Source organism: Pandoraea pnomenusa (assembly GCF_040391475.1).
Taxonomy (GTDB): Bacteria; Pseudomonadota; Gammaproteobacteria; order Burkholderiales; family Burkholderiaceae; genus Pandoraea; species Pandoraea pnomenusa_C.
On record NZ_JBEBXS010000007.1, the window covers coordinates 146,353 to 172,051 of the forward strand.

The window sequence follows — 25,699 nt, forward strand, 5'->3', positions numbered from 1 at the left end:
ATCCGGCGCCAGACTTCCCTCGAATTCAGCAAGGACACCCAGCCCCTCTCGCCCAAACCTTCGCGAGTCGCCCCCCCCAACTCCCGATTCTGGAATGATTGTTATAAATATGTCACAGAAATCTGCAATGCCACCGGTCGTTTACCTGTTAGGACTGACCGTCTTCGCAATGACGACGGCGGAATTCATGGTGGCCGGCATGATGCCCGCCCTGTCCCAGGCGATGAACGTCGGCATCGGCGACATCGGCAATCTGATCTCGCTCTATGCGCTGGGCATGGCCATCGGCGGCCCGGTGCTCACGGCCTTGTTGCTCGCGCTGCGCACACCACACAAGCGTGCGCTCATCGCGTTGCTCACGATCAATGTGGCCGGTGGCGCGCTCGCCGCGCTTGCCACGCGCTACGAAGTCATGGCCCTCGCCCGGATCATCATGGGCGTGGCAAGCTCGGCGACCTTCGGCGTCGCGCTGACGTTGTGCGCCGATCTCGTGGCGCCGTCGGTACGCGGACGCGCCGCGTCGTTCGTGCTCGGCGGCCTGATGTTCTCGCCGGTCGTCGGTGTGCCGCTCACCGCTTTCATCGAACAGCACTATGGCTGGCGCGCCAGCTTCTGGCTCGTGGCCGCGCTTGCTGCGCTGTGTACGGTGGCCGTCGCGCTGTGGGCGCCCACCTCGGAGAAGCAGGATCGCGAGTCGGTCAGCCTCGCCGCCGAATTCGGTTCGTTGCGCAACCGCGCACTGTGGGCAGCGTTTGCCACCAGTGGTCTCATCATCGGCGCCACGTTCGCCGCCTTCAGCTACTTCTCGCCGATCTTCCTGAACGAGGCCGGCATGTCGACCGGCGCGATTCCGAATCTGCTCGCCATGTACGGCATCGCCAACATCATCGGGAACGCAGTGACGGGACGCTTCGCCGATCGTCATACGCTGACCGTGCTGGTCGCCGGTTTGTCGGTACTCACACTCGCGCTGGTGAGCTTCGCGCTTTGGGCTCACTTCACGCCCGCAGGTATCGCCGCCTTCGCGGCCATCGGACTGACCGGGGTATCGCTCAATCCGGCCATGGTTGCGCGCGTGATGCGCGCCGCGCCGCCGGGGCCGCTCGTCAATACGATGCACACGTCCGTGATTACGGCGGGCCTCGCATTCGGCACCTGGGCCGGTGGCGCCGCCATCGACGCGGGCTACGGCATGCGCGCCCCGCTGTGGATCGGCGCCGCGATGGCCACGCTCGGCCTCGCCAGCCTGTTGCCTTACCTTCGTTCAGGTCTGGTGCAGGCGCCGGAAACGGCCTGCTCGACTTCCTGAACGTCCCGCGCTTTCCCCTCCCTTTCCCCTCCCTTTCGCTGACTGACGGAACGCTGCGCTCGCGCAGCACCTCAGTCAGCACTCACTGCGCCAGTCCATCGCCTCAGAACATGCTGCTCGCCGTATCAGCGAGGAGTTTGGTAATCGGCGCCAGCTTGCTCGCCCACCCCGCACCCATCGAAAACAGGTTGTAGATCGCTGCCATTTCGCACCTCGTGGTGTTGATCGATACGCGTTTGCTTGCCGCCGGATTACAAAACACCCGCCACGTCGGCGATGAAATTCGCAAACGGCTTGATCCGCATTGCCCAGGTACCCACCGTCACCAGTCCATCGCAGAAAAGTCCCCAGCCCATTTCACACCTCCACTCGTTAGTCGGTTCGGATTCGCTTGTCGCGCGTTACATGAAGAGTTCAGCCACGTCGGAGAAGAACTTCGCTACCGGAGCAGCCCGGCTTGCCCACGTGCCAACGGTCACCAGTGCGTCGCAGATCGGTCCAATTGCAGCCATTTCACACCTCCGGTTTTTGCTTCGTTGTTTCGCGTTTGTCGCGAGTTGGGTCAACGATATACCCCGGGTCGGAACGTGAAAACTGAGATAAATCACAGTCGGCGAAATCCTCCGTGGCGCCAGGGAGGCACGACGGCGGCGCGCAGGTGTCACAGGGCCGACGGATGACCCCGGCTCGCCGCGATGCAGACCTCGCCGTGCCCGTCAATCCCTCGCCCGACCGGCCGACGGGGGCCGAGCGGCGCGCGCAGTGTAAACTGCTGGGTTTTCGACCCCCCAGTGGAATGGTGCAAGTGTCTCGGCGTCCCGTAATCAGCGCCCCCACACTCATACGCTCGCTGGCCCGCCTGAGCACGTTCGCACCGCCTGAGGCTGCGCCGTCGCTCTCGGACCGCATGAGTCAGTGGCTGGGCTGGACCGACGCCATCGCCCTGTCGTCGGCCCTCAAAGCCACCCCGCCGGCCTCAACGCCCGGCGCGCGTGCGGCTGCCCAGGATCCGGCCGGCGAATTGACACGTGTGCGCGCCGATCTCGCCGCCGCCATCGCTCGCGACTGCGGTCTGGCCGCCGCGCCCGGCGGGCAGATTCGCGCCCTGAGCGCAGCAGAACGTCAGCGCGCCGCCTCGTTCGCGGACTTCCCGGCCTATCGTCAACGCTATGCGACGTCGCAGCAGACGATGGACACCGCGATCAGCGCCCTGCGCACCCGCCTGCGGGCGCAATTGGCCACGCAGTCGCCGGAGGCCGCGCGGCTCGCCAGCGTCGACGCCGTCATGGAGCGCGTGATGGGCGCACGTGAGCGCACACTGCTCGCCAGCGTGCCGAACCTGCTCGAAGGACACTTCGTGCGGCTGCGCGATACGGAACAGGCGGCGATGGCCGCCCCGCGTGTACCCGGCGCCCCGCCGCTCGCGCCCGCCGGCACGTGGCTCGACACCTTCCACCGGGATATGCAGAGCATCCTGCTCGCGGAACTCGATATCCGCCTCGAACCGATCGAAGGGCTGATCGCCGCCCTCGCGTCCGTTCGACATGGCGAAAACGTAAGTGAACCCGGACAACATGACCCGTTACCTCGTTGATCTCGTTGCCTTTATCGCCGGACTGGCGGTCGTCGCCTGGATTGCCATCGGCTATGCCGGCACCAACACCCTCGCGCTCGCCGTCGCGCTGCTGATCGCCGCCGTCTATCTCATCGGGGCGCTCGAACTCAAACGCTTTCATCAGACGACGAACGCCCTCGCCAGTGCCGTCTCCGGTCTGAACGCCGCGCCCGTGTCGCTGCCCTCGTGGCTCGACACGCTGCCCGTCGGCGTACGCACCGCCGTGCGTCTGCGCGTTGAAGGCGAACGTGTCGGCCTGCCCGGTCCCGCACTCACACCGTATCTCGTCGGCCTGCTCGTGCTGCTCGGCATGCTCGGCACCTTCCTCGGCATGGCCGCCACGCTGCGCGGCACCGGTATCGCGCTCGAAGGCGCCACCGATCTGCAAGCCATCCGCGCCTCGCTCGCATCGCCCGTCAAAGGCCTCGGCTTCGCCTTCGGCACCTCGGTCGCCGGCGTCGCCACGTCGGCCATGCTCGGTCTGCTCGCCGCGCTCGCCCGCAAGGAACGCGCACAGGTCGTGCAAGCGCTCGACGCACGTATTGTCACCACGCTACGCGGCTTCTCGCAGCAGCATCAACGCGAGACCACGCTGCAACTGCTGCAACAACAGGCGACGGTCATGCCCGCGCTCGTCGACCGCCTTCAGGACATGATGGCGGCGATGGAGCGTCAGAGTCAGACGCTCGGCGAACGTCTCGTCGCGAATCAGGACGCGCTGCACGCCAAGACCGACGCGTCGTACGCGCAACTCACCAACGCCATGCAGCAGTATCTGAAGGACAGCGTGACCACGACCGCCAGCGCTGCCGGGGCCGCGATACGTCCGGAAGTGGAAGCGACGATGGCCAGCCTCGCACGCGAGACGGCGTCGTGGCACCAGACGGTGTCATCGGCGATGCAAGACCGCATGGACGGCCTGTCCGATCGCTTCGAAGCCACCACGGCACGCGTGGCCAACGTCTGGAAGGATTCGCTCGACGCCCAGTTGCGCACCAACGAATCGCTCGCAACCGACCTGCGCTCGGCGTTGGGCGAGTTCACGCAAACGTTCGAGACCCGCTCGTCGCGGCTGATCGACGACGTCGCCACGCGTCTGGAAACGGCCACCGGACAAGTCAGTAGCGCACACGCCGGTGTGGCGCAAACCTGGGAGACGTCGCTCGCGGCACAACAGCGCACCAACGACGCGCTCGCGAAGGAACTCGGGGCCGCGCTCGTGCAATTCGCACAGACGTTCGAGTCGCGTTCTGCCAAGCTGGTCGACGAGGTGTCCGCTCGCCTCGAATCGGCAACGGATCAGGTCAGCGCCGCACACACGGGGGTCGCGAAAACCTGGGAGACGTCGCTCGCCACACAGCAGCACACGAACGACGCCCTCGCGAAAGACCTCGGCGCCACGCTCGCGCAGTTCGCGCAGACCTTCGAGACGCGCTCGGCCGGGTTGCTCACCGATGTCACCACGCGACTCGACAACGCCACGGGCAGTATCGCGACGGCGCAGACAACCGTCGCACAGGCCTGGGAACAGGCGCTCGCGCAGCAGCAACGCTCGCATGACGCACTCACGCAAGACCTCGGCACCGCGCTGGAGCGCTTTGCCCAGACGTTCGAAACGCGCGCCAACACCCTGCTCGGCGATGTCGCCGCGAAGCTCGACGCCGCCAGCGGCAACGTCAGCGGTGCGCACGAGCGTGTGGCGCAAGCCTGGGATCACTCGATCTTGCTCCAACAGCAGGCCAACGCCGCACTCAACACGGAACTCGCCGCAGCCCTCACCCGCTTCACCGACACCTTCGAGCAACGCTCCGCCCACCTGATCGACGGCGTGAGCCAGCGCACCGAAGGCGCGATGCACAACGTGTCGAAGACGGCTGCCGTCGTGTCCGGCGAGTGGAAGCAGGCACTGACCGCACAGCAAGCCGCGAACGATGTGCTGGCCCGCGATCTCGGCGCCGCGCTCGAGCGCTTCGCGCAAACCTTCGAGACGCGTGCCGCACAACTGCTGCAAAGCGTGGCCGCGCAGATGGATTCGACGTCGGCAAACGTCGCACAAACGTGGCGTGACGCCGTCGCGGAACACGCGCGCAGCAACGAACGCCTCGCCGACGGCAGCCAGCAACTGGTGTCGGCGACGACCAGCGCCTTCGCCGAGCACAGCGCGTCGCTGATGGAGGCACTCAGCGCCGCCAACGCCGCGCATCACGACGCCACGGCCGAGCGCGAGACGCAGCGCCTGTCCGCCTGGACGGAAACGCTCGAAGGCACGCTCGCCACGCTGCGCACCGAATGGCAACAGGTCGGCGCGCAGACCGCGAGCCAGCAGCAGGCGATCTGCGACACGCTCGCACGCACCGCGCTGGAGATGTCGGAGCAAACGCGTGCCAACGCGAGCGACACCATTGCGGAGATCTCGCGTCTGGTGCAGACCGCATCCGAAGCGCCGAAGGCCGCCGCCGAGATCATCGGTGAATTGCGTCAGAAGCTCTCGGACAGCATGGTGCGCGACAACGCCATGCTCGAAGAGCGCTCGCGTTTGCTCGACACGTTGGGCACGCTGCTCGACACCGTCAAGCATGCGGGCAACGAACAACGCGCCGCCGTCGACGAACTGGTCACGACGTCCGCACAATTGCTCGAGCGCGCCGGCGCCAATCTGGGCGACGCCATCGCCGCCCAGACGGAGAAGCTCGCCGCCGCGTCGGCACAGGTCACCGGCAGTGCCGTGGAGATCGCGAGCCTGGGCGATGCCTTCGGCGCCGCCGTGCAGGCATTCGGCGAGTCGAACACCCAGTTGCTCGACCATCTGCAACGCATCGAAGCCGCGCTCGACAAGTCGATGGCACGCAGCGACGAGCAACTCGGCTACTACGTTGCGCAAGCGCGCGAAGTGGTCGAACTCAGTGTGATGTCGCAAAAGCAGATCCTCGAGAACCTGCAGGATCTGGCGCAAACGCGTGCACAACCGGGTAGCGTGGCAGCATGAGAGACGACTTCGACGCGGATATCGCGGACAGCGGCGACGTCGGGGCCGCCGCGCCGACGTGGGCCGTCTTCGGCGATCTGATGTCGGTGATGCTCGGTGCGTTCGTGCTCATCATGCTCGGCGTGATCGGCGTGCAGATCGAACTCTCGGCCAAGCTCGAACGCGAAGTGAAGGAACGTCGTGCCGAAACGCAACGCCGCGAAACGCTGGAGAAGGCGCTGGCCGGGCCGCTCGCCGGCGGACGCGTCACGCTCGTGAACGGTCGTATCGGCATCAGCGGCAACGTGCTCTTCGCACTGAACTCGGACCAGTTGCAGCCGCAGGGCCGCGACGTGCTGCGCAGCCTCGCCGCGCCACTCACCGCCTATCTGCGCGCCAGCGACGAGATCCTCATGGTCAGCGGCTTTACCGACGATCAGCAGGTGCGCGAGACGAATCGCCGTTTCGCTGATAACTGGGAACTGTCGGCCCAACGCGCACTGACCGTCACGCGCGAACTGATCGCGGCCGGTGTGCCGCCGTCGTCGATCTTCTCGGCGGCGTTCGGGGCGGAACAGCCCGTCACGTCGAATGTCGACGAGGCGGGACGCGCGAAGAACCGCCGCGTGGAAATCGCGCCGATGCCGCGCAGCAGTGCAAGTAGCGCGGGCAAACCGAATGCGTGACGAAGCGATGCGCGACGAGACGACAGCCGTCGACGGCACGGACGAGGCGCCTCGCGCCGATGTCCCCGGCCTTTCCGACATCGACGCACAGCTCGCCGTCTGGCGCGAGCAAGGCGTCGACAAGCGCTCGCCCGCCCGCTTTCATCGCATCGAGGCGCTGGCGCGCCGCCGCAACGCCTATGATGCAGACGTGCGGCGTGTGCTCGACGAACGTCTGGCGGTACTCGTCGACGCGTTCACGCAAGCGCTCGCCGCCGACGTGCAGGCCACAAGCAGCGCCGCCTCGCCGTCTGCACTCGCCGCCCTGACCGCCGACATCACGCAGCGCATCGGCGCGGCGGAACGCCCGGCGACATCTGCCGCGCCTCGCACCCTCACGCCCGCGAAACCCGCGACGCCCGGCGTTCAAGCGGCAATACCGACGCCGCGTCCCGCACGTTCGAGCGAAGCGGACAACGCCTCCGCGGCACCGGTCAGGCGCCCCGCCGTTGCCCCCACGCCCGTCGCCATGACCCCGACCGTCATCGCCACCGACGACGCATTCGAAGACCTCGATGTCCTCGAATACTTCCGTGAGACGTGGTCGAAACTCAGCACCGACGGCAATCTGCGCCAGTCGCTGGCACAGGTGCCGGAAAACGCCGGGCCGCTCAACTCCAGCCATCTCGTGCATCGCGCGCTCTCGCTCATGCACGACGTCTCGCCCGACTATCTGCGGCACTTCCTGCGCCATGCCGACGCCCTGTCCTGGCTCGAAGACATGGAGACCGCCGGTGTGCTCGGTAACAAAAGCGCCGCGCGCGCCGGCGTCGTCGCCAAGCCCTCACGTACCAAGGCTCGCTGACGTCTGTCTCGTGACGTCGGGAACATCGGGAACGTCGGGCATCCAGCGCAGCGTCGCTGCCCAGAACACCAGCGCCACCAGACTCACGGCAGCACCGAGCACGCACACGCCGGTCCATCCGTAGGCCGCATACATCGCCGTCGACGCTACGGCGCCCAAACCACTGCCCGTCGCATAGAACAGCATGTAGGCTCCGACCAGACGACTCGGCGCATCCGTTCGCGCAGCGAAGATCATGCTCTGGTTCGTGACGTGGATCGCCTGCCCGGCCAGATCGAGCAGCACCACGCCGAACACGAGCCAGCCGAGCGAGACAGGCAATGCCGCCAGCGGCAGCCACGAGAGCATCAGCAGCACCAGCGAGACACCCGTGGTGCGCTGCGCCCATCCGCGATCCGCCCAATACCCGGCACGCGCCGCCGCCAGCGCGCCCGCCGCACCGGCCAGACCGAAGGCGCCCACCATCGTGTGCGAGAAGTGAAACGGCGGTGCCGACAGTGGCAGGACCAACGCGCTCCAGAAGACACTGAATGCCATGAACATCAACAGCGCGATCGCCCCGCGAATCTGCAACGTGCGCTCCTCGCGCAGCAGACTGAACATCGACCTCAGCAAGACGCCGTAACGCTGGCGCGTGCCCGGCACGTCCTGACGCGGCAACGCGCGCCATAGCACCGCTCCCAGCACCAGCATCGTCACCGCAGATGTCAGGTAGACGCCGCGCCATCCCGCGATATCCGCGATGCCGCCGGACATCACGCGCGCCAGCAACAGGCCGACGACCACCCCGCCCTGCGTGGCGCCGACGACACGTCCGCGCTCGTGGTCGCCCGCCGCGCTCGAGGCGTACGCAATCAGCCCTTGCGTCATGGCCGTACCCAGCATGCCGACGGCCGTCATGCCGATCAGCAACGCCACCGCCGACGTAGCGGCCGACACCCCCAGCAAGCTCACCGTCAACAGCACGAGTTGCACGAGCATGAGCCGCCGCCGCTCCCACTGATCGCCCAACGGCACCAGGAACAGCAGCGCCAGCGCGCACCCCGCCTGCGTGGCGGTGACGACACCGCCCGCCGCGCCGTGGGAGATGCCGAAATCGTCGGCAAGCGCATCGAGCAGTGGCTGCGCGTAGTAGACGTTGGCGACGCTCAGCCCCGCCGCGCAGGCAAAGATGGCCACCAGCGCACGCGGCATTCGCGTGGCGGCGCCGGGCGTCTGTGCGGTGGGCAACGCGCACGCCGGGCTTGTGGATTGACACGATGACATGGGATCTCCCAATCTGGTTTCAAATTAATACCAGTTGGATATTAACCAAACCAGTCTTAAAATGAAACTTAATTTACGATCCTCTTTCGCCATGCCTCGGACCGCCTCCCCGAAGACCACCGCTACCGCACCCTCGGCCCCCGCGCGCGACACCTGTCCTGTCGCACGGACCTTGGACATCGTCGGCGACCGCTGGAGCCTGCTGATCGTGCGCGACGCATTTGATGGCGTGCGGCGCTTCGGCGACTTCCTGCGCAGTCTCGGCATGGCGCGCAGCATGCTCACGACGCGACTGCGGGCGCTGGTCGACGCCGGCATCCTGTCCGTCCAGCCCGCCTCGGACGGCACGTCGTATCAGGAATACGTGCTCACGCCGCAGGGCCGCGAGCTCTTCACGTTGATCGTCGCGTTGCGGCAATGGGGCGAGAAGTACCAGTTCGGGCGTCAGGAGGCGCACTCGACGCTTATCGATGCGCGCACGGGCGAACCGCTGGCCGAGCTGCGCCCTACGACAGCGGACGGGCTCCCCGTCGCACCGGAAGACACGCAGGTGGTCCGTCCCGCCTGAGCGGCGCAGACAGGGCGCTGCGGGCGCACCGGGGCGCCAACTTGCCAGTGACCGGGGTTCCGGTGGATAATCGAGCCCGTTCCCGGCGCCACGGCGAGGGAAAATCCTTTGAAAAATCATCGTGTTGGGCGCCGACACCGCAATAGCGGCCGCCGCCCGCCGCAGCATTCCTCGACAAGCCGTCGTCCAGACGGCTTTTTGTTTCCATGACGAACCACGGACAACCGCCGGCTGACGACGCGCAACCGGCCCACGACGACGAGATCGATTCGTCGACCTCCCAAGACTCGGGCGACGACGAGACGTTCGTCGGCCCGGACGGCGTGGCTCACCCGCGCCGCATTCGCAGTTTCGTGCGTCGCGCCGGACGCAGTTCGGAAGCGCAGAAGCGCGCCTTCGACGAGCTCGGCCCGAAGTTCGTGCTGCCGTATACCCCGGACACGCTCGACTGGCCCGCCGCATTCGAGCGCGCCGACGCCCCGCGCATTCTGGAAATCGGTTTCGGCATGGGTGACGGCACCGCGCACATCGCGAAGCTGCGTCCGGCCGACGACTTCCTCGGCGTGGAAGTCCACGAGCCCGGCGTGGGCGCGCTGCTGAAGCTCATCGGCACGACGCCGCTCTCGAACGTTCGCATCGTCCAGCACGACGCCGTGGAAGTCGTTCAGCACATGCTGCCCGAAGGCTCGCTCGACGGCGTGCATGTCTTCTTCCCCGATCCGTGGCACAAGAAGCGTCACCACAAGCGCCGGCTGTTGCAACCGCCGTTCGTGGCATTGCTGGCGTCGCGCCTGAAGCCGGGCGGCTACCTGCACTGCGCCACCGACTGGCAGGAGTACGCCGAGCAGATGCTCGAAGTGCTCGGCGGCGAAGCGTCGCTCGAGAACACGGCAGCCGATTACGCGCCGCGTCCGGACTATCGTCCCGTGACGAAGTTCGAGAACCGTGGTCTGCGCCTCGGTCACGGCGTGTGGGATCTCGTGTTCCGCAAACGCGCCTGAGCGTTTCGCCGACAAATGAAAAAGGGCACCCCACGGTGCCCTTTTTTGTTACGTGTCGCTGACAGCGCGGTGTTCAGTCCGCCCAGACGACCAGTCCGCTGTAGGCCGTGAACAGCACCAGCAAGCCGAACGCGATGCGATACCAGGCGAACGCCGTGAAGTCGTGCGACGCGATGTAACGCAGCAGCCAGCGCACGCAAATGAACGCGCTGATGAAGGCCGCCACGAAGCCGACACCGAACAGGCCGATGTCGTCGACCGCCAGGATCGAGCGCGACTTGTAGAGTTCGTAGACGGTCGCGCCGAACAGAATCGGGATCGCGAGGAAGAACGAGAATTCGGTCGCCACACGACGTTCCAGTCCGAACATCATGCCGCCGATGATCGTGGCGCCCGAGCGCGACGTGCCGGGCACGAGCGCGAGGCACTGGGCGAAGCCCACCTTCAGGGCGTCGGTGAGCGACAGGTCGTCGATGGAATTCACGCGCGGCAGTTTGCCCGCCTCGACGTTGCCCCGGTTGTGCCGCTCGACCAGCAGGATGATCACGCCACCGATGATGAACGCCGTGGCCACGACGATCGGATTGAACAGCACCGCCTTGATGTGCTTGCCGAACAGCAGGCCCAGCACGACGGCCGGAATGCACGCCACGATCACGTTCACCGCGAAGCGGCGCGCCTTGACGTCGCTACCGAGACCGGCGATCACCTGCGCGATCTTCACACGGAATTCCCAGCACACGGCCAGGATCGCGCCGAACTGAATCACGATCTCGAAGACCTTGCCCTTCTCGTCGTTGAAGTTGAGCAGACTGCCGACCAGAATCAGGTGACCGGTCGAGGAGATCGGCAGAAATTCGGTCAGCCCTTCGACCACACCGAGAATGACGGCTTTGAACAACAGCAACAGATCCATGCAATGAGTTCCTGAAAAGTCGTGGATAGCGAATAAGTCACGTTGGGGGGCGATCAGGTCCGTCGAACCGACAAGCGTACCGAGGTCGGCTGCTTCGGTTTGCGACGGTCAGCGCCCATCGAATTTGACGTTGACGCCGTGCGAGAGCACGGTGATCGTGCCCGGCTGCCGCGGCACGCCGCCGATCGTGAGTTGCTCGGGCTTGAACGTGTAGATCGGCGCGCCTTGCAACAGCTGTGTCGCGATGAGCGCCCCTGCGGCATTCAACTGCCGTGCCCAGCGCTCGGGCAGGCCGTCGATGGTGAAGGTCTCGACCTCGGGGTCGCGCAACACGACCGCCATCGTGGCCGGGTCGTAGGCGAGTGCACTGTCGATGGCCAGCGTGCCGGTCAACGGCGCGCCGCCGAGCGGATGCGTCACCGTAGCGTCGACCGAGACCGCGAGACGGTTGCGATCCGGCAGCAGCGTGAGACGCGGATGCGAGAGATTGATGTCGAGCACCGCGAGTGCGCGGCGGTCGAACGGGAACTTGCGATCCAGCGCCCGCTGCAGCTGCGCTTCCGAGAAGGTGTATTCGTTGCCGAACGGCAGTCCCGCACAGGCGGCGAGCCCGGCAGCGAGCGCCGCCGCGCCGGTCAACGCCAGCCAGCGACGGCGCGATACCGGCGGCGCACTCGTGATACCTGGTGAGGCAAGTGCCTCGCACTGCTGACGATTCGGAGATTCTGGCTGAAGACTACCGGGCATATCGCGTTCCGCTGCTGGACGCGGGGCGTCCGATACGCGCGACTATAGCACCCGGATGTGACGTGGTTTGTGGCGCACCTGCATCGCCATCGAGCGGCCGATGTGTCGCCGATCCACCTATCGCGCCGCCTCGGGCGCGGTCATCGTTTCGAGCCGTGTGAGCCAGGCAATGGCCTGCCCCGCGTCGTTACCGCACATCTCGACAGACGGCTGCAACGAACCGCACACGGCCGGGCGTTGCGGGCTGCCGAAGATCGCGCACCGATCGTCCTCATCCAGTTGCACGCAACGCGTGTTCGCGGGCTTGCCGTTCGGCATGCCGGGAATGGGCGTGGAGATGGAAGGCGCGATACAGCAGGCCGCGCAGCGGGGACGACAGTTCATGAGAAATTGCGGGGATCGGAAGCGTCACGACGAATGGCGCGGCGCGATCCGCGCAAGGCGAGGCGGCGCCGCTTCAGGGCGTGCATTTTACCGCGAGTGAAATGAAACACGATGACGTAGCGCGCCCCATGGTGCACCCCGGCGCGCCCACGTGCCCGTTCGCCCCTCACCACGGCAGCGTACCCGCGCCGTCGAAGAAGCCGCCCGTCACCGGCCCACGCTCGCCCAGCGCCAGCATCAGCACGCTGCGCGCCCCTTCGGCCATGCCCTGACGCGGGCGCTTGCCGTGGGCGTCCACCGCCAGATCGGCAGGCGCGCCCGGGTCGACCGAGTTCACCGTGATCGCTGTCTCGCGCAGCGTGTGCGAGAGCTGCACCGTGAGCATGTTCAGCGCCGCCTTCGACGCGTTGAACCCGATCTGCCGGAATGCCGCGTGCTCCCACGCCGGATCGTTGTTGTGCGCCAGCGATCCCAGCCCGCTCGACACGTTCACGATTCGCGCGCGCTCGGAGCGCGACAGCCACGGCAGCATCGCCTGCGTCACGCGCAACGTGCCGAAGAAGTTGGTCGCGAAGACCCGCTCGACGGCTTCGATGGAGGCCTTCTCCGGCACATCGTCGCGCGGATCGGTCACTGCCGCGTTGTTCACCAGTACGTCGAGCCGTCCGTGATAGCGACCGATGCGATACGCGGCGGCATGCAACGTCTCCGGTCGCAGCAGGTCGATGACCAGCGTCTCGACCTGAAATCCCGCCTTGCGCAACGGCGCGACCACTTCGTCGCCCTTCGCTTCGTCCCTAGCACCCACGAGTACCGTCATGCCGGCTTCGGCAAGGGCCCTCGCGACTTCCAGTCCAATGCCTCGCGTGGCGCCAGTCACCAGGGCCACGTTGCCCACATGGCGTTCGGCGTCCTCGCGTACCGCGTTCTCGATGGCGTCCCGTTTCATCACTGCTCCCGTCGAAAGACTTGTTTTGCTGCGCCCGACTGCACGCAAATTTGTTAGCATCGAGTTTATGAAGAATCCTTCAGTTTTTCCATTCGCATATGAAACCTGACAGCCAAGCGCCCGCAACGCCCCGTAAAACGCCCCAGCAGGCGCGTTCGCGGGTCACGATCGACGCCATTTTCGAAGCGGCGCTTCAGGTTTTGCTGCTCGACGGCGGACGTCAGTTGACGACCACGCGCGTGGCCGAACGTGCGGGCGTATCCGTCGGCACCCTGTATCAGTACTTCCAGAACAAGCAGGTGCTGCTCTATGCGGTGCTCGGGCGTCACATCGACCGGATCGTCTGCACGGTGCAAACCACGTGCCTCGCGTCGCATGGCCAGCCGCTGGAGGTGATGGCGCAGTCGCTGGCGAAGGCCTACGTGGGCGCGAAGATGACGGATATCGAAGAAGCACAGGCGCTGTACCGGCTCTCGGAGGATCTCGACGGGCGCGAAGTGTTCGCCGACGCGTCCTCGCGCATGCACGCCGCCGTGGTCGACATGCTCCGGACGGCACGCAACGCGCGCTTCGACGATCCGGAGACGGTCGGCTTCGTCTTCCTGAACTCGATGTCCGGGCCGATCAAGGCCATTCTGGAGAATCGCGCGCCGGCAGCCTGCTCCGAGACGCTCGCGAGTCAAATTGCCGATCAGATGGCCACGATGTGCGGCGCGTATCTGCAGTGCGTGGCCCAGCCCGCACTGGCGAGCGGTGCCGCCGGGTCGGCGGATCGTAAGGATTCGAAAGATTCGACACGTCGCCCGACAAGCACGTCGATACCCCCGGAAAAGGCCGCCTGAGCGCCGCGCGTCCCGTTCTTTGGACGGCGGTGCGGCAAAAGTGCACGCGTCATAATGTCTGCGCCCCGGAACTGGTAAAATGCCGGGTTGTGTTCGCCTACTACCCACGGTAATCGAAATGAATTACGAACAGGCCCGCTTTAACATGATCGAGCAGCAAATCCGTCCCTGGGACGTGCTCGACCAGGACGTGCTCAATCTGCTCCACATCGTCAAGCGCGAAAACTTCGTGCCGGCGGTGCATCGCGACATCGCATTCACCGACGTCGAGCTGCCGCTCACGGGCGCCGCGATCGCCAACAAGAGCCAGCACATGATGTTCCCGCGCGTGGAAGCGCGCATTCTGCAGGCGCTCGCGCCCAAGAAGAACGAGAACGTGCTGGAAATCGGCACCGGCTCGGGCTACATGGCCGCCCTGCTCGCCTACAACGCCCACCATGTCACGAGCCTCGAGTTCGACGCGAACCTCGCCCAGAGTGCCCAGCAGACGCTGCGCGCCAACGGCGTGACCAACGTGGAAGTGATCAACGCCGACGGCGCACAAGGCTGGAGTGCCGCCGCTCCGTACGACGTGATCGCCATCTCCGGCGCCCTCGCCGTTCTGCCGCAAGCCTTCCTCGACCAGCTCAAGGTCGGTGGCCGTCTGGCCGCATTCGTCGGTGGCAGCCCGGTCATGGAAGCCGTGCTCATCACGCGCGTGTCCGAGAACGAATACCGCCGCGAGAATCTGTTCGAGACGCAGGTGACCTATCTGGTCGCACCGCAACCGTCGAGCTTCAAGTTCTAAGCCCGGCGACCGGGCAAGGGCCATCCGGCAACGGACGGCCTGTGCCCGGAATGCCGTGAGCGAACCGGTCCCGCGCCCGTTTTTTGGGGACGAATGCGTGCGGAATTGAACGAGGACCGGACGCCAACAAGGTCAGCCGACCTTACGACACACGAACATCATGCAAAACATTACACCGGCGCAATTGGCCCAGTGGCTCGCGGATGGGGAACGCGGCCAACCCACGCTCCTCGACGTGCGTGAGGATTGGGAAGTGCAAACCTGCCACATTGCGCAGAGCAAGAACGTGCCGCTCGGCGACGTGCCTGCGCGCCTGACGGAACTCGACACCGACGCGCCCATCGTGTGCATCTGCCATCACGGCATGCGCAGCGCCCGTGCGGCCATGTTCCTGGAACAACAAGGTTTTACCCAGCTGTTCAATCTGGACGGCGGAATCGATGCCTGGGCTCGCCAGGTCGATCCGTCGATGCCGACTTACTGAGCCAGGGCCCCGTGCGCCCCTTGAGGCTCGCCGCGCCGGTGCGCGCGGCCAGGCGTGCGCCTGTCTCCCGCACGATGGGCCGCGCCGCTGCGAACGCTATCGCAACGGCATCGGCATTCGCGGCATTCACGGTCCTGGCAGGCGTTGCCTCCCCGGCAAACGCCACCGACCTGATCCAGCTCTACAGCGAGGCCCAGGGCCGCGACGCACTGATCGCCAGTGCCCGCTCCGCCTATCTCGCCAACATCGAAGCGCTGCCGCAGGCACGCGCCGCACTGCTGCCGCAGGTCACCGCGCGCTGGGGTTCGGTCAACACGCACTACGGCTCGAGCAACATCTCGAACACGTTCGGCAGCACCGGCTACAGCCTTGCGCTCACGCAACCCATCTTCCATTGGGACAGCTGGCAGTCGTATCAGCAGGGCAAGCTCACGGTCGCGAGCGCCGAAGCGTCGTTCGCGCAGGCGCAGCAGGACCTGATCTTGCGCGTGGCGACGGCCTACTTCGACGTGCTCGCCGCACAGGACGACCTCGCGTTGGCCGGCACACACAAGCAAGCCATCGCGGAACAGCTGGCATCTGCCAAACGGAATTTCGAAGTCGGTAACGCGACCATCGTCGACACGAACGAAGCGCAAGCCAGCTTCGATCTGGCGACGGCGCAGGAAATCGCCGCCCAGAACACGCTCGACGTGCGACGCGCAGCCTTCGCGCGGATCGTCGGCCATCCGGTCGGCTCGCTGGCCACGCTGCGCGCCGGATCGACGCTGCCGTCGCCCGAACCGAACAACGTGGCCGACTGGGTCGCGCAGGCCGAGCAGGCGAACTACGGTGTGCAGTTGCAGGCGTTGACGTTGGAGACTGCCCGGCGCGAAACGTCGAAGGCGAAGTCGGGCTACATGCCGTCCATCGATCTCGTGGCTGCCGGTGCGCACTCGAATACCGGCAATGCAAACAGCCTGCTGACGTCGGCCATGTCGAGTCCGTCGAGTCAGGGCACTGGCCCGAGTTCGGCCGGACAGATCGGCATTCAGATCAGCATTCCGATCTTCTCGGGCGGCTCGGTGCAGAGCAAGCTGCGTCAGACGCTCGCGCTCGAAGACAAGGCACAGAGCGATCTGGACGACGCACGCCGGCTGGCGATACTGAACGCGCGTCAGTCGTATCTCGGCGTGTCGAGCGGTCTGGCACAGGTCAAGGCACTCGAGGCGGCCGAGCAATCGGCGCAGTCGTCGGTCGCGTCGAACAAGCTCGGCTACCAGGTGGGCATTCGCATCAACGCGGATGTGCTCAACGCCGAAGACAAGCTGTTCACCACGCGGCGCGATCTCTCCAAGGCACGCTACAGCACGCTCCTCTCGAGCCTGCAGTTGAAGGCCAGTGCGGCCACGCTCGTCGACACCGATCTGCAACTGCTCAACGCGTTGCTGACCGACAATCCGGGCGCTTCGGCAGCAATGGCCGGTGCGCGCGAAGCGACGCCTGCCAACGCCGGGGCCGGACTGCCCGAGCGCGGTGTGCGACCGGGAACGACAGCGCCGGTGCGGCGATAATCGTCGCCCGGGTCTCGCAGCACGCGACCCGTCAAAACAAAATGCCTCGCATGGCCGTTTCGGCATGCGAGGCATTTTTGTATTCCGGCGCGGCTCGATCCGCGGCATTCCGGTGGTCCGGTGACCCTTCAGTCGCGCGGGCTGGCGAGTCCGGTATCGAGCCACCGACCCAGCGCCGTGACGGTGCGTGCGGTGGCGCCCTGATGCTGCTTTGCGAACAGCATTGCGGCAGTGCGCATGGCAAGGCGACGGTCGTCGTTGAGCAGCAGATCGGCCAGCGCCGTGGCAAGCTCGCCCGCGTCGCTCACGCGCCGCGCGGCGCCGGCTGTCAGCGCGTTTTCGCTGGCCTGCGTGAAGTTGAACATGTGCGGACCGAAGACGACCGGCGTGCCGGCCGCACAGGCTTCGATCAGGTTCTGTCCGCCCAACGGCAGCAGACTCCCGCCGATGAACGCCACGTCGGCCGCCGAGAAATACGCCGCCATCTCGCCCATCGAGTCGCCGAGAACCACATCGACATCGGCGGGCAGCGGCGTGTCGTCGTCCGGCCAGGCGCTGCGGCGCACATAGTTCAGACGCACTTTTTCGAGCATCGCGGCCACTTCGTCGAAGCGCTGCGGATGGCGCGGCACAAGCACCAGCAACGAGCGACGCCCCACATCGGAAGCCGCCGCAAGCATGGCACGCGCCTGCAGCACCAGCGCTTCCTCGCCATCGCGCGTGCTCGCTGCGAGCCAGACCTTGCGCTCGCCGAATCGCTCGCGCCAGCGCGCACCCAGTGCGAGGAGTGCCGGCGGCGGCGTCATGTCGAACTTCAGGTTGCCCATCACGTCGACGTCGCTCGCGCCCAGCATACGCAGACGCTCGGCGTCGGCGTCGCTTTGCGCGAACACACGGCTGAACCCACCGAAGACAGGTTTGGCAGCATCGCCGAATCGAGCCGCACGACGGAACGAACGTGCCGACATGCGTGCGTTGGTGAGCACCAGCGGCACCCCGCTCTCACGGCACGTGAAGATCAGGTTCGGCCAGACTTCCGTTTCCATCACCACGCCGACGCTGGGGCGCCATTGCTTCAGAAAACGACGGATCGGGCCAACCATGTCGTAGGGCAGATAGCAGCGCATGACACGGTCGCCGAACAGGCTTTCGCCCGTGGCGCGCCCGGTGGGCGTCATGTGCGTGAGCAGAATGCCATGCGACGGATAGCGCTCGAGCAGCGCTTCGATAAGCGGCTGCGCGGCGCGCGTCTCTCCGACGGAGACCGCGTGCACCCAGATCAGCGGACGTCCGGTGTAGGGCGGCGTGTCGTAGAACCCGAAGCGCTCACCGATGTGACGACGATAGCCCGGCTCGAAACGGCCGCGCCACCACAGGCGCACGACCGCCAGCGGTGCAACGATCCACCAGAGGGCGCGATAGACGAGGCGCAGCAACATTCAGATCAGCGCGCGATGCGTGAGGCGTTGCAACACGGCGAGCGGCGAGCACTCGGGGTGCACCATTGCGTCGGCCGGCAGGAAGAAGGTCTGTTCCATCATGAACTGCCCCGACATCACCGCGTGCGACGTCTGATCCGAGAAGCAGACCCAGACACTGCCCGGCGGGAACGGCATGGTCTGCTGATCGGCGTCGTGCTGATAGCCCATGTCGGCCTTCATGCCGTCGTGCAGGTGCAGCATGATGTGGTCGTACCCGCTGCGCGGACGCTTGGTAATGCCCACGGCGTTCTGCAGCCACGCCGAGCCCGGCCACTGCGTGGGCACCTTCGGCAGGAACCGCTTGGCGACATCTTCGAACGGCTCGCCCACGCGCCACACCCGCGGCTGTCCCGAGGGATTGACGTTGGTGAACACGCGCAGAATGCGCTCGCCGTAGTTCGGACGCGACGGGAACGCATCGACGTGCAGGCGGCTGTCGTCCTTGCGCCACGACGTCTGGCGCGTCTCCACCTGATGCAGGCGCAGACTCGTGGGCGCAGCGCGCAGCTTGCCGCGATACTCCGGCAACAGGCCGTCGATCAGGCTGCACGCCTGCGTGTAGTAGCGCTTGACCAGGGCGTGCACGGCGCGTTGCGTGGCGTCGTCGGACGCCACGCCGACGAGCACGTCGGTCTTCGGATCGAGGCTGATGTTCTTGCGCTTCGGATCGGCGATCGACGGGTCGAGCAGGCGCTGCTCGGCGGCGTCGATGGCAAAGGCCAGATGCGGGAAGTACAGCACCTTGCCGGCTTCGACGTCGGCGACGAGCGCCTCGCGCGGCACGGACAGTTGTCCGCCCTGCCAGTCGCCCGATTCGACCGTGACGATCTGGCCGCTGGCTTTGCCAGCATGGTTTTCGTTGATTTGGCTCATGCGCTTCGGTCCTCGCTAGGCGCGGCCGCCGCCCCCGGCACAGGTGCTGCGGACGGCGCGAGTTGGCGCACGGCGTCGCGTACCTGGGCAAGCGTGGGTTTGTGTTCGGCGTCGCCGAGATTGACGATGCGCGGCGACCAGAATCCCCCGGTACGCCACGCGGTGCTGAAATTGTATAACTCGACGGTCGGACGGTTCAGCGCTGCGGCAATATGTACCAGACCGGTGTCCACGCCCACCGTGATCGCGCCGCGATCGATCAGGCCGACCACCTGCGACAGGTTCATCTTCGGCGGCACCCAGGCATGCTCGCCCAGTGCAGCCGCCAGCCGTTCCGACACCTCACGTTCCGCCGCACTGCCCCACGGCAGCACGATCAGGAAGCCTTGTGCGGCGAGGTCGTGCCCCAGCGCGATCCAGTCGGCCTCGGGCCACGTCTTATCGTCGCGCGACGTGGCATGCACGAACACGGCATACGGACGATCCGGACACTGGCTGTGATCCGCCCGCTCGGTGGCGATGCCGAAGTCGATCTCGCCGGGCACCTTGAAGCCCATCGCTTCGGCAACCAGCACCCGCGAACGCGTAACCACATGCGTATGCGGCTCGATGCGCACCATGTGACGGTAGAGATACCGCACCGGCCATTCGTAACTGGCGCCTTCGGTGCGATTGCCCAACCCCCACACGGCGCCTCGCGCGGTACGTGCGATCCAGCCGGTCTTCACCAGTCCCTGGGTGTCGATCACATAGTCGTAGGGGGTCTCGCGCAACGCGCGTCGGAAGGCACCGATTTCCTGCCAGGTGTCTGCCGCGAGCGGCTTCTTGCGCCAACGGCGCAATGCGAAGGGGATGACCCGGCGCACACCGCGCACGAGTTTGACGAGGTCGACGAAGCCCTCTTCCACGACCCAGTCGATCTGGGCGTCGGGATACTGGCGCAGGATGTCCTGCACCACGGGCATGTTATGGACAACGTCGCCGAGCGACGAGACTTTGACGATCAGAACCTGCAACCGAACGCCCCGGCGGTTCGGCCGGGCCTCGTGAGCAAAACCGCGATTTTACCCCGACCCGGCGTGCCGGACACGTTTGTTCCCACCGTGCACGGGACGGGCGCCTTACGGTCTCCCGAAGGCTACCCCGTCCATCACGGCGCGATCCGTCAGAACGGCAGCTTCGCGTCCGGCTTGACGGCCAGAATGGCACGACGGAAGTCTTCCTGAATGCGCTTGATCGCCACATCGCTGTCGGCTTCGAAACGCAGCACGACCACCGGCGTGGTGTTCGACGAACGGGCCAGACCGAAGCCGTCGGGATACTCCACGCGCACGCCGTCGATCTTGATGACCTCCTGCGCGCCGTCGAACTTCGCGGTCTCGCGCAGCTTGTCGATCAGCGCGAAGTTCTCGCCTTCGGCCAGCGGAATCTGCAACTCCGGCGTGGAGATCGAGTTCGGCAGCGCGTTGAGCACGGCGCTCGGGTCGGCCGACTTCGACAGGATTTCGAGCAGACGCGCGCCCGTGTACAGGCCGTCGTCGAACCCATACCAGCGGTCCTTGAAGAACACGTGGCCGCTCATTTCGCCGGCAAGCGGCGCGCCCGTTTCCTTGAGCTTGGCCTTGACCAGCGAATGCCCCGTCTTCCACATGACGGGCTCGCCGCCATGCTTGCGCACCCAGTCGGCCAGATTACGCGTGCACTTCACGTCGTAAATGATCTTCTCGCCCGGATTGCGGCTCAGCACCTCGGCGGCGAAGAGCATGAGCTGACGGTCCGGATAGATGATCTGGCCGTCCTTGGTGACCACGCCCAGACGATCGCCGTCGCCGTCGAACGCGAGGCCGATCTCGGCGTCGGTCGTTTGCAGCGTCTTGATCAGGTCTTGCAGGTTTTCCGGGTGCGCCGGGTCCGGGTGATGGTTCGGGAACGTGCCGTCCACGTCGCAGAACAGTTCGATGACGTCGCAGCCGAGCGCCTGGAACAGCCCCGGGGCGTAGGCGCCCGCCACACCGTTGCCGCAGTCGACGGCAATCTTCATCGGACGCGACAGATGCACGTCGTTGACGATGCGCGCACGATACGACTCGCCGATCTCGTCGGCCGTGTACGTGCCCTGGCCGGTCTCGAAGTCCTGCTGTTCGATCAGCTTGGCCAGGCCCTGGATGGCGTCACCGTAGATGGCCCGGCCGCGCAACACCATCTTGAAGCCGTTGTAGTCGGGCGGGTTGTGGCTGCCCGTGACCATGATGCCGGAGTCGACGACACGCCCGTGCAGCGTGACGTTCGTCGCGAAGTACACCATCGGCGTGACAACGACGCCGATGTCGACCACGTCGACACCTGCGGCACGCAGGCCTTCGGACAGCGCACCGACCAGTTCGGGGCCGGACAGGCGGCCGTCACGGCCGACCACGACGGCATTGCCGCCTTCGCGACGCAGCGCCGTGCCGAAGGCGCGCCCGATCAGGTGCGCGACGTTGGCATCGAGGGTCTTGCCGACGATGCCGCGAATGTCGTAAGCCTTGAAAATCGCAGGCGAAACTTGCGTGGTTTGCGTCATGGGAAAGGGTCTCTCGGAAACGAGGGAAGAAACGGACGTGCACCATGGCTGAGCCTGGCTGGGGGGAGTCCTCGCACCCTGCCCGACCCGGTACGTGCCCAATGTCGAGTGCCGCAGTGGCGGAAAACCCGCCAGCCGCGCCGCAAACGTGAAATCCCGGCGGGAAGCCCGGCCGGGAACGGCTGCATTACGCTAAAATTATACGGGACTTCGCCGCACTGCGGCATGTCCCGAAACCCGTGTCAGTGGCCGCCTACAATCGTCGGTCACCTACCGTGACAAGGGGATGACGTCTTCCCGCACCGGCCTTGCAAGGCCGGTTTTGCTTATATCGAGAACGCGTGAGCCGCGCGCGCCACATGCCCTATCGGACCATCATTCGCAACATCCTCTGGATGCTGACCGAGCGCGGCGCGCAGATCGCCGGCGGCATCGCGGTCTCCGGGTTGCTCGCACGCAGCCTCGGCGCCGCCCAGTTCGGGTTGTTTCAATACGCCCAATCGCTGGTATTCCTCGCGGCATCGCTCACGCTGCTGTGCGGCAGCGAAGTCGTGGTGCCCCGCCTGGTCGGCAAGCCGGAAGCCGAGCAGCGCACGGTCATTGCCCACGCCTTCGTGCTGCGTCTGGCCGCCGCCGCCGTGGCCTACACACTCCTCGCCGTCTACGTCATCGGCTTTGCCGAGTCGTCGCTCGTCGCCGTTACGCTCTGGCTGGGCGTGGCGCTGTGGTTCCGCGAGCCGTCGGGCATCGTGATCGCCTGGTTGCAGGCGCGCACGTTCAACCGGCCGAGCGTGACGGCCAACCTGTGCGCGCTTGGCGTGAAGCTGGCTCTCGTCGGGGTGCTGTTCGCGACGCACGCCGACGTGACCGCCTTCGCCATCGTCTATGCCGTCGAAGCCATCGTGGCGGCCGCGCTGCTCGTTCGTTACTACTTCGCCCATTCGCCGAAGACCCCGGTCGTCTGGCGGCGCAAGCTGCTGCTCGACCTGCTTGCGAGCGGCACGAGCTTCTGGGGCGGGCTGATGCTCATGATCCTGTTCAAGCGGATCGATCAACTGGTGCTCAAGCCGATCATCCCGCTCTCCGAACTCGGCGCCTACGCCGCGGCGATGCAAGTCACGGAGAACTTCGTGCTGGTGGCGCCGATCATCGCGAATTCGCTGGCACCGCAACTGATTTTCCAGACGGCGGACAATGCCACTGCGCAACGCAATACGGTACGCGCCGTCTGGTTGATGGTGGCGGCAGGCACGTGCCTGGCGGTGCCCATCGCGCTGCTCGCGCCGTGGATCGTGCATCTGATCTACGGGGCCGGTTTCGCACAGTCGGCCGAGATTCTGCGGGTGTCGGCACTCATGGGGATACTCGTGTTTGCCGACGCCGCCCTGAACCTCACGCTGATTCGTCGCGGCGCCGGGCGCTGGGTCATCACGAAGTGGGCCTGCGCGGCGGTCGTCGCCTTCGTTGTCGTGCGCAGCCTCGCACCGCAGTTCGGCGCGCTTGCCGGAGCGCTGGGATACGGCGCGGGTTACGCGGCCGCGCTGGTGCTCGGCGTCTGGCTGCTTCGACGCGACTGACGGGAGCGATGCCATGACCGCCTTGCACTCGCCCCCCCCCTCCCGCAAGCGCACGGTGTGCCTGTTCACCGGCACCCTGGCTGCCTTCGCCGGTGCCGAACGTGCCACCGCGACACTCGCCAATGCCCTGGCGGCCCGCGGGCACAACGTGCATGTGCTCGCGCTGTGGGGACAAACGCCCGTCTTTCCGCTCGCGCCCGGTGTCGCGCATCACGCGCTGTTCGCCGAGCGCGTGGCGTTCAAGCATCACTATCTCGCCATCGTGCGGCAAGTGCGGCGCTACATGCGCAAGCACGGCATCGAGGTCATGATCGACGTCGACCCGATGCTCGCGCTCTATACCGTGCCCGCGACGTTCGGTCTCCCGCTGCGGCGCATTGCGTGGGAGCACAGCACCTTCGCCAGCGATCTCGGCCGTCGAGCGCGGCGCTGGGCACGTGCCCTCGCGGCACGCCGCTACGACGCCGTCGTGGTACTCACCGACGCAGACCGTCACGCGTGGCAAACGCATCACCCGCATGCTCGCGCCACGTTCGTCACGCTGCCGAATCCGCTCGGCATTGCGATGGCGGAAGCGCCGCCGCCCGAGGTCGATGACGCACGCTGCATCCTGGCCGTCGGTCGTCTGGTGCCCGAGAAGGGCTTCGACCGGCTGATCGACGCCTGGGCGCGCATCGCCCGTGACGCGCCGGGCTGGTATGTCCGCATCGTCGGCGATGGGTCATTGCGCGACGCGCTGCTCGCACAGGCGCGCGAAGCCGGCGTTGGCGACAGCGTCGAGGTGCTGCCCGCAGTGGCCGACATCGCGCAGCATTACGCGCGGGCGTCCATCTATTGCCTGCCGTCGCGACGCGAGAGCTTCGGACTCGTGCTGCTCGAAGCGAAGGCGTTTGCGTTGCCCGTCGTGGCTTACGCCGCCGACGCAGGACCGCGCGCACTCTTGCATGACGGCGTGGACAGTCTCGTGGTCGACGACGGCGATATCGGCGCATTGGCCAGTGCGTTGTCGCGTCTGATGGCCGACGCCGCCCTGCGTCGACGGCTGGGCCTTGCCGGTTATGCCCACGCACAGGACTTCCGCCCCGACGCGATTGCAATGCGGTGGGAAGCGTTGTGGACGGATGGCGATGCGTCATCGGGAGTCGCGCAATGAGGATCGCTCTGCTCACCACCGGCCTCCAGTTGGGCGGCGCCGAAACGCAAGTCGCCGATCTCGCCCGTGGATTTCTCGCACGCGGCCACGACGTCATGCTGATCTCCGTGACCGGTGACTGCACCATTTCGCTGCCAATGTCGCCGCATCTCACGCTCGTCGAACTCAAGGCTAGCAAGACACCGTGGTCGCTGGCCTGTGCCGTTCGGCGTCTGGCGTCGCATCTGCGCACCTGGCGTCCGGACGTCGTGCACGCCCACATGGTGCACGCCAATCTGATCGCGCGTGTCGCGCGCTGTTTCGCGCCGATGCCGGTGCTGGTGACGAGCGCGCACAGCCGCAACGAGGGTGGCCGTGCGCTGATGCTCGCCTATCGACTCACCGACCGTTGCACCGACCTCACGACCAATGTCAGCGACGATGCGGTCGCGGCGTTCGTCGCACAACGCGCGGCCCCGGCGGCACGCATCGTGAGCATGCCCAACGGCATCGACACGGCGCGCTATCGTCCTGACGCCCCAACGCGTGCGCAATCCCGTGCAGCCATGCCGGGGACACCGTCGGACACCACGCCCATCGTCTTCGCCGCCGGACGAATGGCCGAAGCGAAGGACTATCCGACGCTGATCGATGCATTCGCGCACGTGCTAGAGGCGATCCCGGAGGCACGACTGTTCGTTGCCGGCGACGGACCGACGCGCGCGCTGGTGCAGGCACGCATCGATACCCTCGGACTTGCCCATGCCGCAACCCTGCTCGGCCGACGCGACGACGTCGCCCAATGGATGTGTGCGGCCGATGCGTATGCCATGTCGTCGGCGTGGGAAGGGCTGCCGCTCGTCATCGGCGAAGCGATGGCGAGTGGTTTGCCGGTCGTCTCGACCGACTGTGGCGGGGTGAGGGAATTGCTCGGCGATGTGGCGGGCAACGCCCTGGTGCCGGTCGGCGACGCCAAGGCACTCGGCGCCGCCCTGATCCGTCAATTGCGAATCTCGCCGGAGGAGCGTCAGGCCATTGCCGCTGCGAATCGAGAACGCATCGTCACCCGTTATTCGCTCGACGCCATCGTGACACGGTGGCTCGAGTGGTATGCCCGTTTGCGCAACGCACAGCGCACGGATTCCTGATTTCGTCGC

23 protein-coding genes are annotated in these 25,699 nt (G+C 66.2%); 14 read left to right on the forward strand and 9 right to left on the reverse strand.

The window, feature by feature from the left end; genetic code table 11:
- The first annotated feature begins 127 nt into the window (after positions 1 to 127).
- From ABWO90_RS10050 to ABWO90_RS10070, 5 genes are all read left to right on the forward strand, one after another.
- Entirely contained in the window at positions 128 to 1,309 is a 1,182-nt protein-coding gene (locus tag ABWO90_RS10050) for an MFS transporter (protein WP_353191074.1), read from the forward strand.
- Between the two features lie 796 nt (positions 1,310 to 2,105).
- A complete protein-coding gene (locus tag ABWO90_RS10055; protein WP_353191075.1) occupies positions 2,106 to 2,903 on the forward strand; it encodes a DUF3348 domain-containing protein in 798 nt (265 codons plus the stop codon).
- Positions 2,884 to 5,910: a DUF802 domain-containing protein gene (locus tag ABWO90_RS10060; protein ID WP_353191076.1), complete on the forward strand. Its 3,027-nt coding sequence runs from the start codon at positions 2,884 to 2,886 to the stop codon at positions 5,908 to 5,910. Before ABWO90_RS10055 ends, ABWO90_RS10060 begins: the two co-directional genes overlap by 20 nt.
- Positions 5,907 to 6,575 (forward strand): OmpA family protein, encoded by a 669-nt coding sequence (locus ABWO90_RS10065; protein ID WP_353191077.1) that lies wholly within the window; start codon positions 5,907 to 5,909, stop codon positions 6,573 to 6,575. The genes ABWO90_RS10060 and ABWO90_RS10065 overlap by 4 nt, the downstream gene beginning before the upstream one ends.
- The gene (locus tag ABWO90_RS10070) at positions 6,568 to 7,419 is read left to right on the forward strand and encodes a DUF2894 domain-containing protein (RefSeq protein ID WP_353191078.1); all 852 of its coding nucleotides are present in this window, start codon (positions 6,568 to 6,570) and stop codon (positions 7,417 to 7,419) included. The genes ABWO90_RS10065 and ABWO90_RS10070 overlap by 8 nt, the downstream gene beginning before the upstream one ends.
- On the opposite strand, the gene ABWO90_RS10075 is transcribed toward ABWO90_RS10070, so the two are convergent.
- Positions 7,399 to 8,685, reverse strand: a complete 1,287-nt coding sequence (locus tag ABWO90_RS10075; protein WP_502922589.1) for an MFS transporter — start codon at positions 8,683 to 8,685, stop codon at positions 7,399 to 7,401. The genes ABWO90_RS10070 and ABWO90_RS10075 overlap by 21 nt on opposite strands.
- 91 nt (positions 8,686 to 8,776) lie before the next feature.
- On the opposite strand from ABWO90_RS10075, the gene ABWO90_RS10080 reads away from it, so the two are divergent.
- A complete protein-coding gene (locus tag ABWO90_RS10080) occupies positions 8,777 to 9,253 on the forward strand; it encodes a winged helix-turn-helix transcriptional regulator (protein ID WP_353191079.1) in 477 nt (158 codons plus the stop codon).
- A gap of 206 nt (positions 9,254 to 9,459) precedes the next feature.
- Positions 9,460 to 10,254: a tRNA (guanosine(46)-N7)-methyltransferase TrmB gene (trmB, locus tag ABWO90_RS10085; protein ID WP_353191080.1), complete on the forward strand. Its 795-nt coding sequence runs from the start codon at positions 9,460 to 9,462 to the stop codon at positions 10,252 to 10,254.
- A 73-nt stretch (positions 10,255 to 10,327) separates the two neighbouring features.
- On the opposite strand, the gene ABWO90_RS10090 is transcribed toward trmB, so the two are convergent.
- The 4 genes from ABWO90_RS10090 to ABWO90_RS10105 form a co-directional block, all read right to left on the reverse strand.
- The gene (locus ABWO90_RS10090) at positions 10,328 to 11,170 is read right to left on the reverse strand and encodes an undecaprenyl-diphosphate phosphatase (RefSeq protein WP_353191081.1); all 843 of its coding nucleotides are present in this window, start codon (positions 11,168 to 11,170) and stop codon (positions 10,328 to 10,330) included.
- A gap of 108 nt (positions 11,171 to 11,278) precedes the next feature.
- Positions 11,279 to 11,917, reverse strand: a complete 639-nt coding sequence (locus ABWO90_RS10095; RefSeq protein ID WP_353191082.1) for a DUF1439 domain-containing protein — start codon at positions 11,915 to 11,917, stop codon at positions 11,279 to 11,281.
- A gap of 117 nt (positions 11,918 to 12,034) precedes the next feature.
- A complete protein-coding gene (locus tag ABWO90_RS10100) occupies positions 12,035 to 12,301 on the reverse strand; it encodes a YkgJ family cysteine cluster protein (RefSeq protein WP_353191083.1) in 267 nt (88 codons plus the stop codon).
- 166 nt (positions 12,302 to 12,467) lie between these two features.
- The gene (locus ABWO90_RS10105) at positions 12,468 to 13,250 is read right to left on the reverse strand and encodes an SDR family NAD(P)-dependent oxidoreductase (protein WP_353191084.1); all 783 of its coding nucleotides are present in this window, start codon (positions 13,248 to 13,250) and stop codon (positions 12,468 to 12,470) included.
- A gap of 98 nt (positions 13,251 to 13,348) precedes the next feature.
- On the opposite strand from ABWO90_RS10105, the gene ABWO90_RS10110 reads away from it, so the two are divergent.
- From ABWO90_RS10110 to ABWO90_RS10125, 4 genes are all read left to right on the forward strand, one after another.
- The gene (locus tag ABWO90_RS10110) at positions 13,349 to 14,092 is read left to right on the forward strand and encodes a TetR/AcrR family transcriptional regulator (protein ID WP_353191085.1); all 744 of its coding nucleotides are present in this window, start codon (positions 13,349 to 13,351) and stop codon (positions 14,090 to 14,092) included.
- Positions 14,093 to 14,210: 118 nt separating this feature from the next.
- Positions 14,211 to 14,879: a protein-L-isoaspartate O-methyltransferase family protein gene (locus ABWO90_RS10115; protein WP_353191086.1), complete on the forward strand. Its 669-nt coding sequence runs from the start codon at positions 14,211 to 14,213 to the stop codon at positions 14,877 to 14,879.
- 160 nt (positions 14,880 to 15,039) lie between these two features.
- Positions 15,040 to 15,363: a rhodanese-like domain-containing protein gene (locus ABWO90_RS10120; protein ID WP_353191087.1), complete on the forward strand. Its 324-nt coding sequence runs from the start codon at positions 15,040 to 15,042 to the stop codon at positions 15,361 to 15,363.
- A gap of 11 nt (positions 15,364 to 15,374) precedes the next feature.
- Positions 15,375 to 16,916 carry a TolC family outer membrane protein gene (locus ABWO90_RS10125; protein ID WP_353191088.1) on the forward strand — a complete coding sequence of 514 codons (1,542 nt, stop codon included), beginning with the start codon at positions 15,375 to 15,377 and terminating at the stop codon, positions 16,914 to 16,916.
- 128 nt (positions 16,917 to 17,044) lie between these two features.
- Here ABWO90_RS10125 and waaA read toward each other — a convergent pair whose 3' ends face one another.
- The 4 genes from waaA to ABWO90_RS10145 all read right to left on the reverse strand — a co-directional run bounded on the left by waaA (position 17,045) and on the right by ABWO90_RS10145 (position 21,833).
- Positions 17,045 to 18,352: a lipid IV(A) 3-deoxy-D-manno-octulosonic acid transferase gene (waaA, locus tag ABWO90_RS10130; protein ID WP_353191158.1), complete on the reverse strand. Its 1,308-nt coding sequence runs from the start codon at positions 18,350 to 18,352 to the stop codon at positions 17,045 to 17,047.
- Between the two features lie 3 nt (positions 18,353 to 18,355).
- Entirely contained in the window at positions 18,356 to 19,270 is a 915-nt protein-coding gene (gene kdoO, locus ABWO90_RS10135; protein ID WP_353191089.1) for a Kdo hydroxylase KdoO, read from the reverse strand.
- Positions 19,267 to 20,235 (reverse strand): lipopolysaccharide heptosyltransferase I, encoded by a 969-nt coding sequence (gene waaC, locus ABWO90_RS10140; protein WP_353191159.1) that lies wholly within the window; start codon positions 20,233 to 20,235, stop codon positions 19,267 to 19,269. The genes kdoO and waaC overlap by 4 nt, the downstream gene beginning before the upstream one ends.
- A 200-nt stretch (positions 20,236 to 20,435) precedes the next feature.
- Positions 20,436 to 21,833 (reverse strand): phosphomannomutase/phosphoglucomutase, encoded by a 1,398-nt coding sequence (locus tag ABWO90_RS10145; protein WP_353191090.1) that lies wholly within the window; start codon positions 21,831 to 21,833, stop codon positions 20,436 to 20,438.
- Positions 21,834 to 22,174: 341 nt separating this feature from the next.
- Between ABWO90_RS10145 and ABWO90_RS10150 the strand changes: the two genes are divergently transcribed.
- Genes ABWO90_RS10150 through ABWO90_RS10160 form a run of 3 tightly spaced genes read left to right on the forward strand, consistent with a single transcriptional unit; the run spans position 22,175 to position 25,690 of the window.
- Positions 22,175 to 23,410 carry an oligosaccharide flippase family protein gene (locus ABWO90_RS10150; protein ID WP_353191091.1) on the forward strand — a complete coding sequence of 412 codons (1,236 nt, stop codon included), beginning with the start codon at positions 22,175 to 22,177 and terminating at the stop codon, positions 23,408 to 23,410.
- 13 nt (positions 23,411 to 23,423) lie between these two features.
- Entirely contained in the window at positions 23,424 to 24,563 is a 1,140-nt protein-coding gene (locus tag ABWO90_RS10155; RefSeq protein WP_353191092.1) for a glycosyltransferase family 4 protein, read from the forward strand.
- Entirely contained in the window at positions 24,560 to 25,690 is a 1,131-nt protein-coding gene (locus ABWO90_RS10160) for a glycosyltransferase (protein WP_353191093.1), read from the forward strand. The genes ABWO90_RS10155 and ABWO90_RS10160 overlap by 4 nt, the downstream gene beginning before the upstream one ends.
- The last annotated feature ends 9 nt before the right edge of the window (positions 25,691 to 25,699 follow it).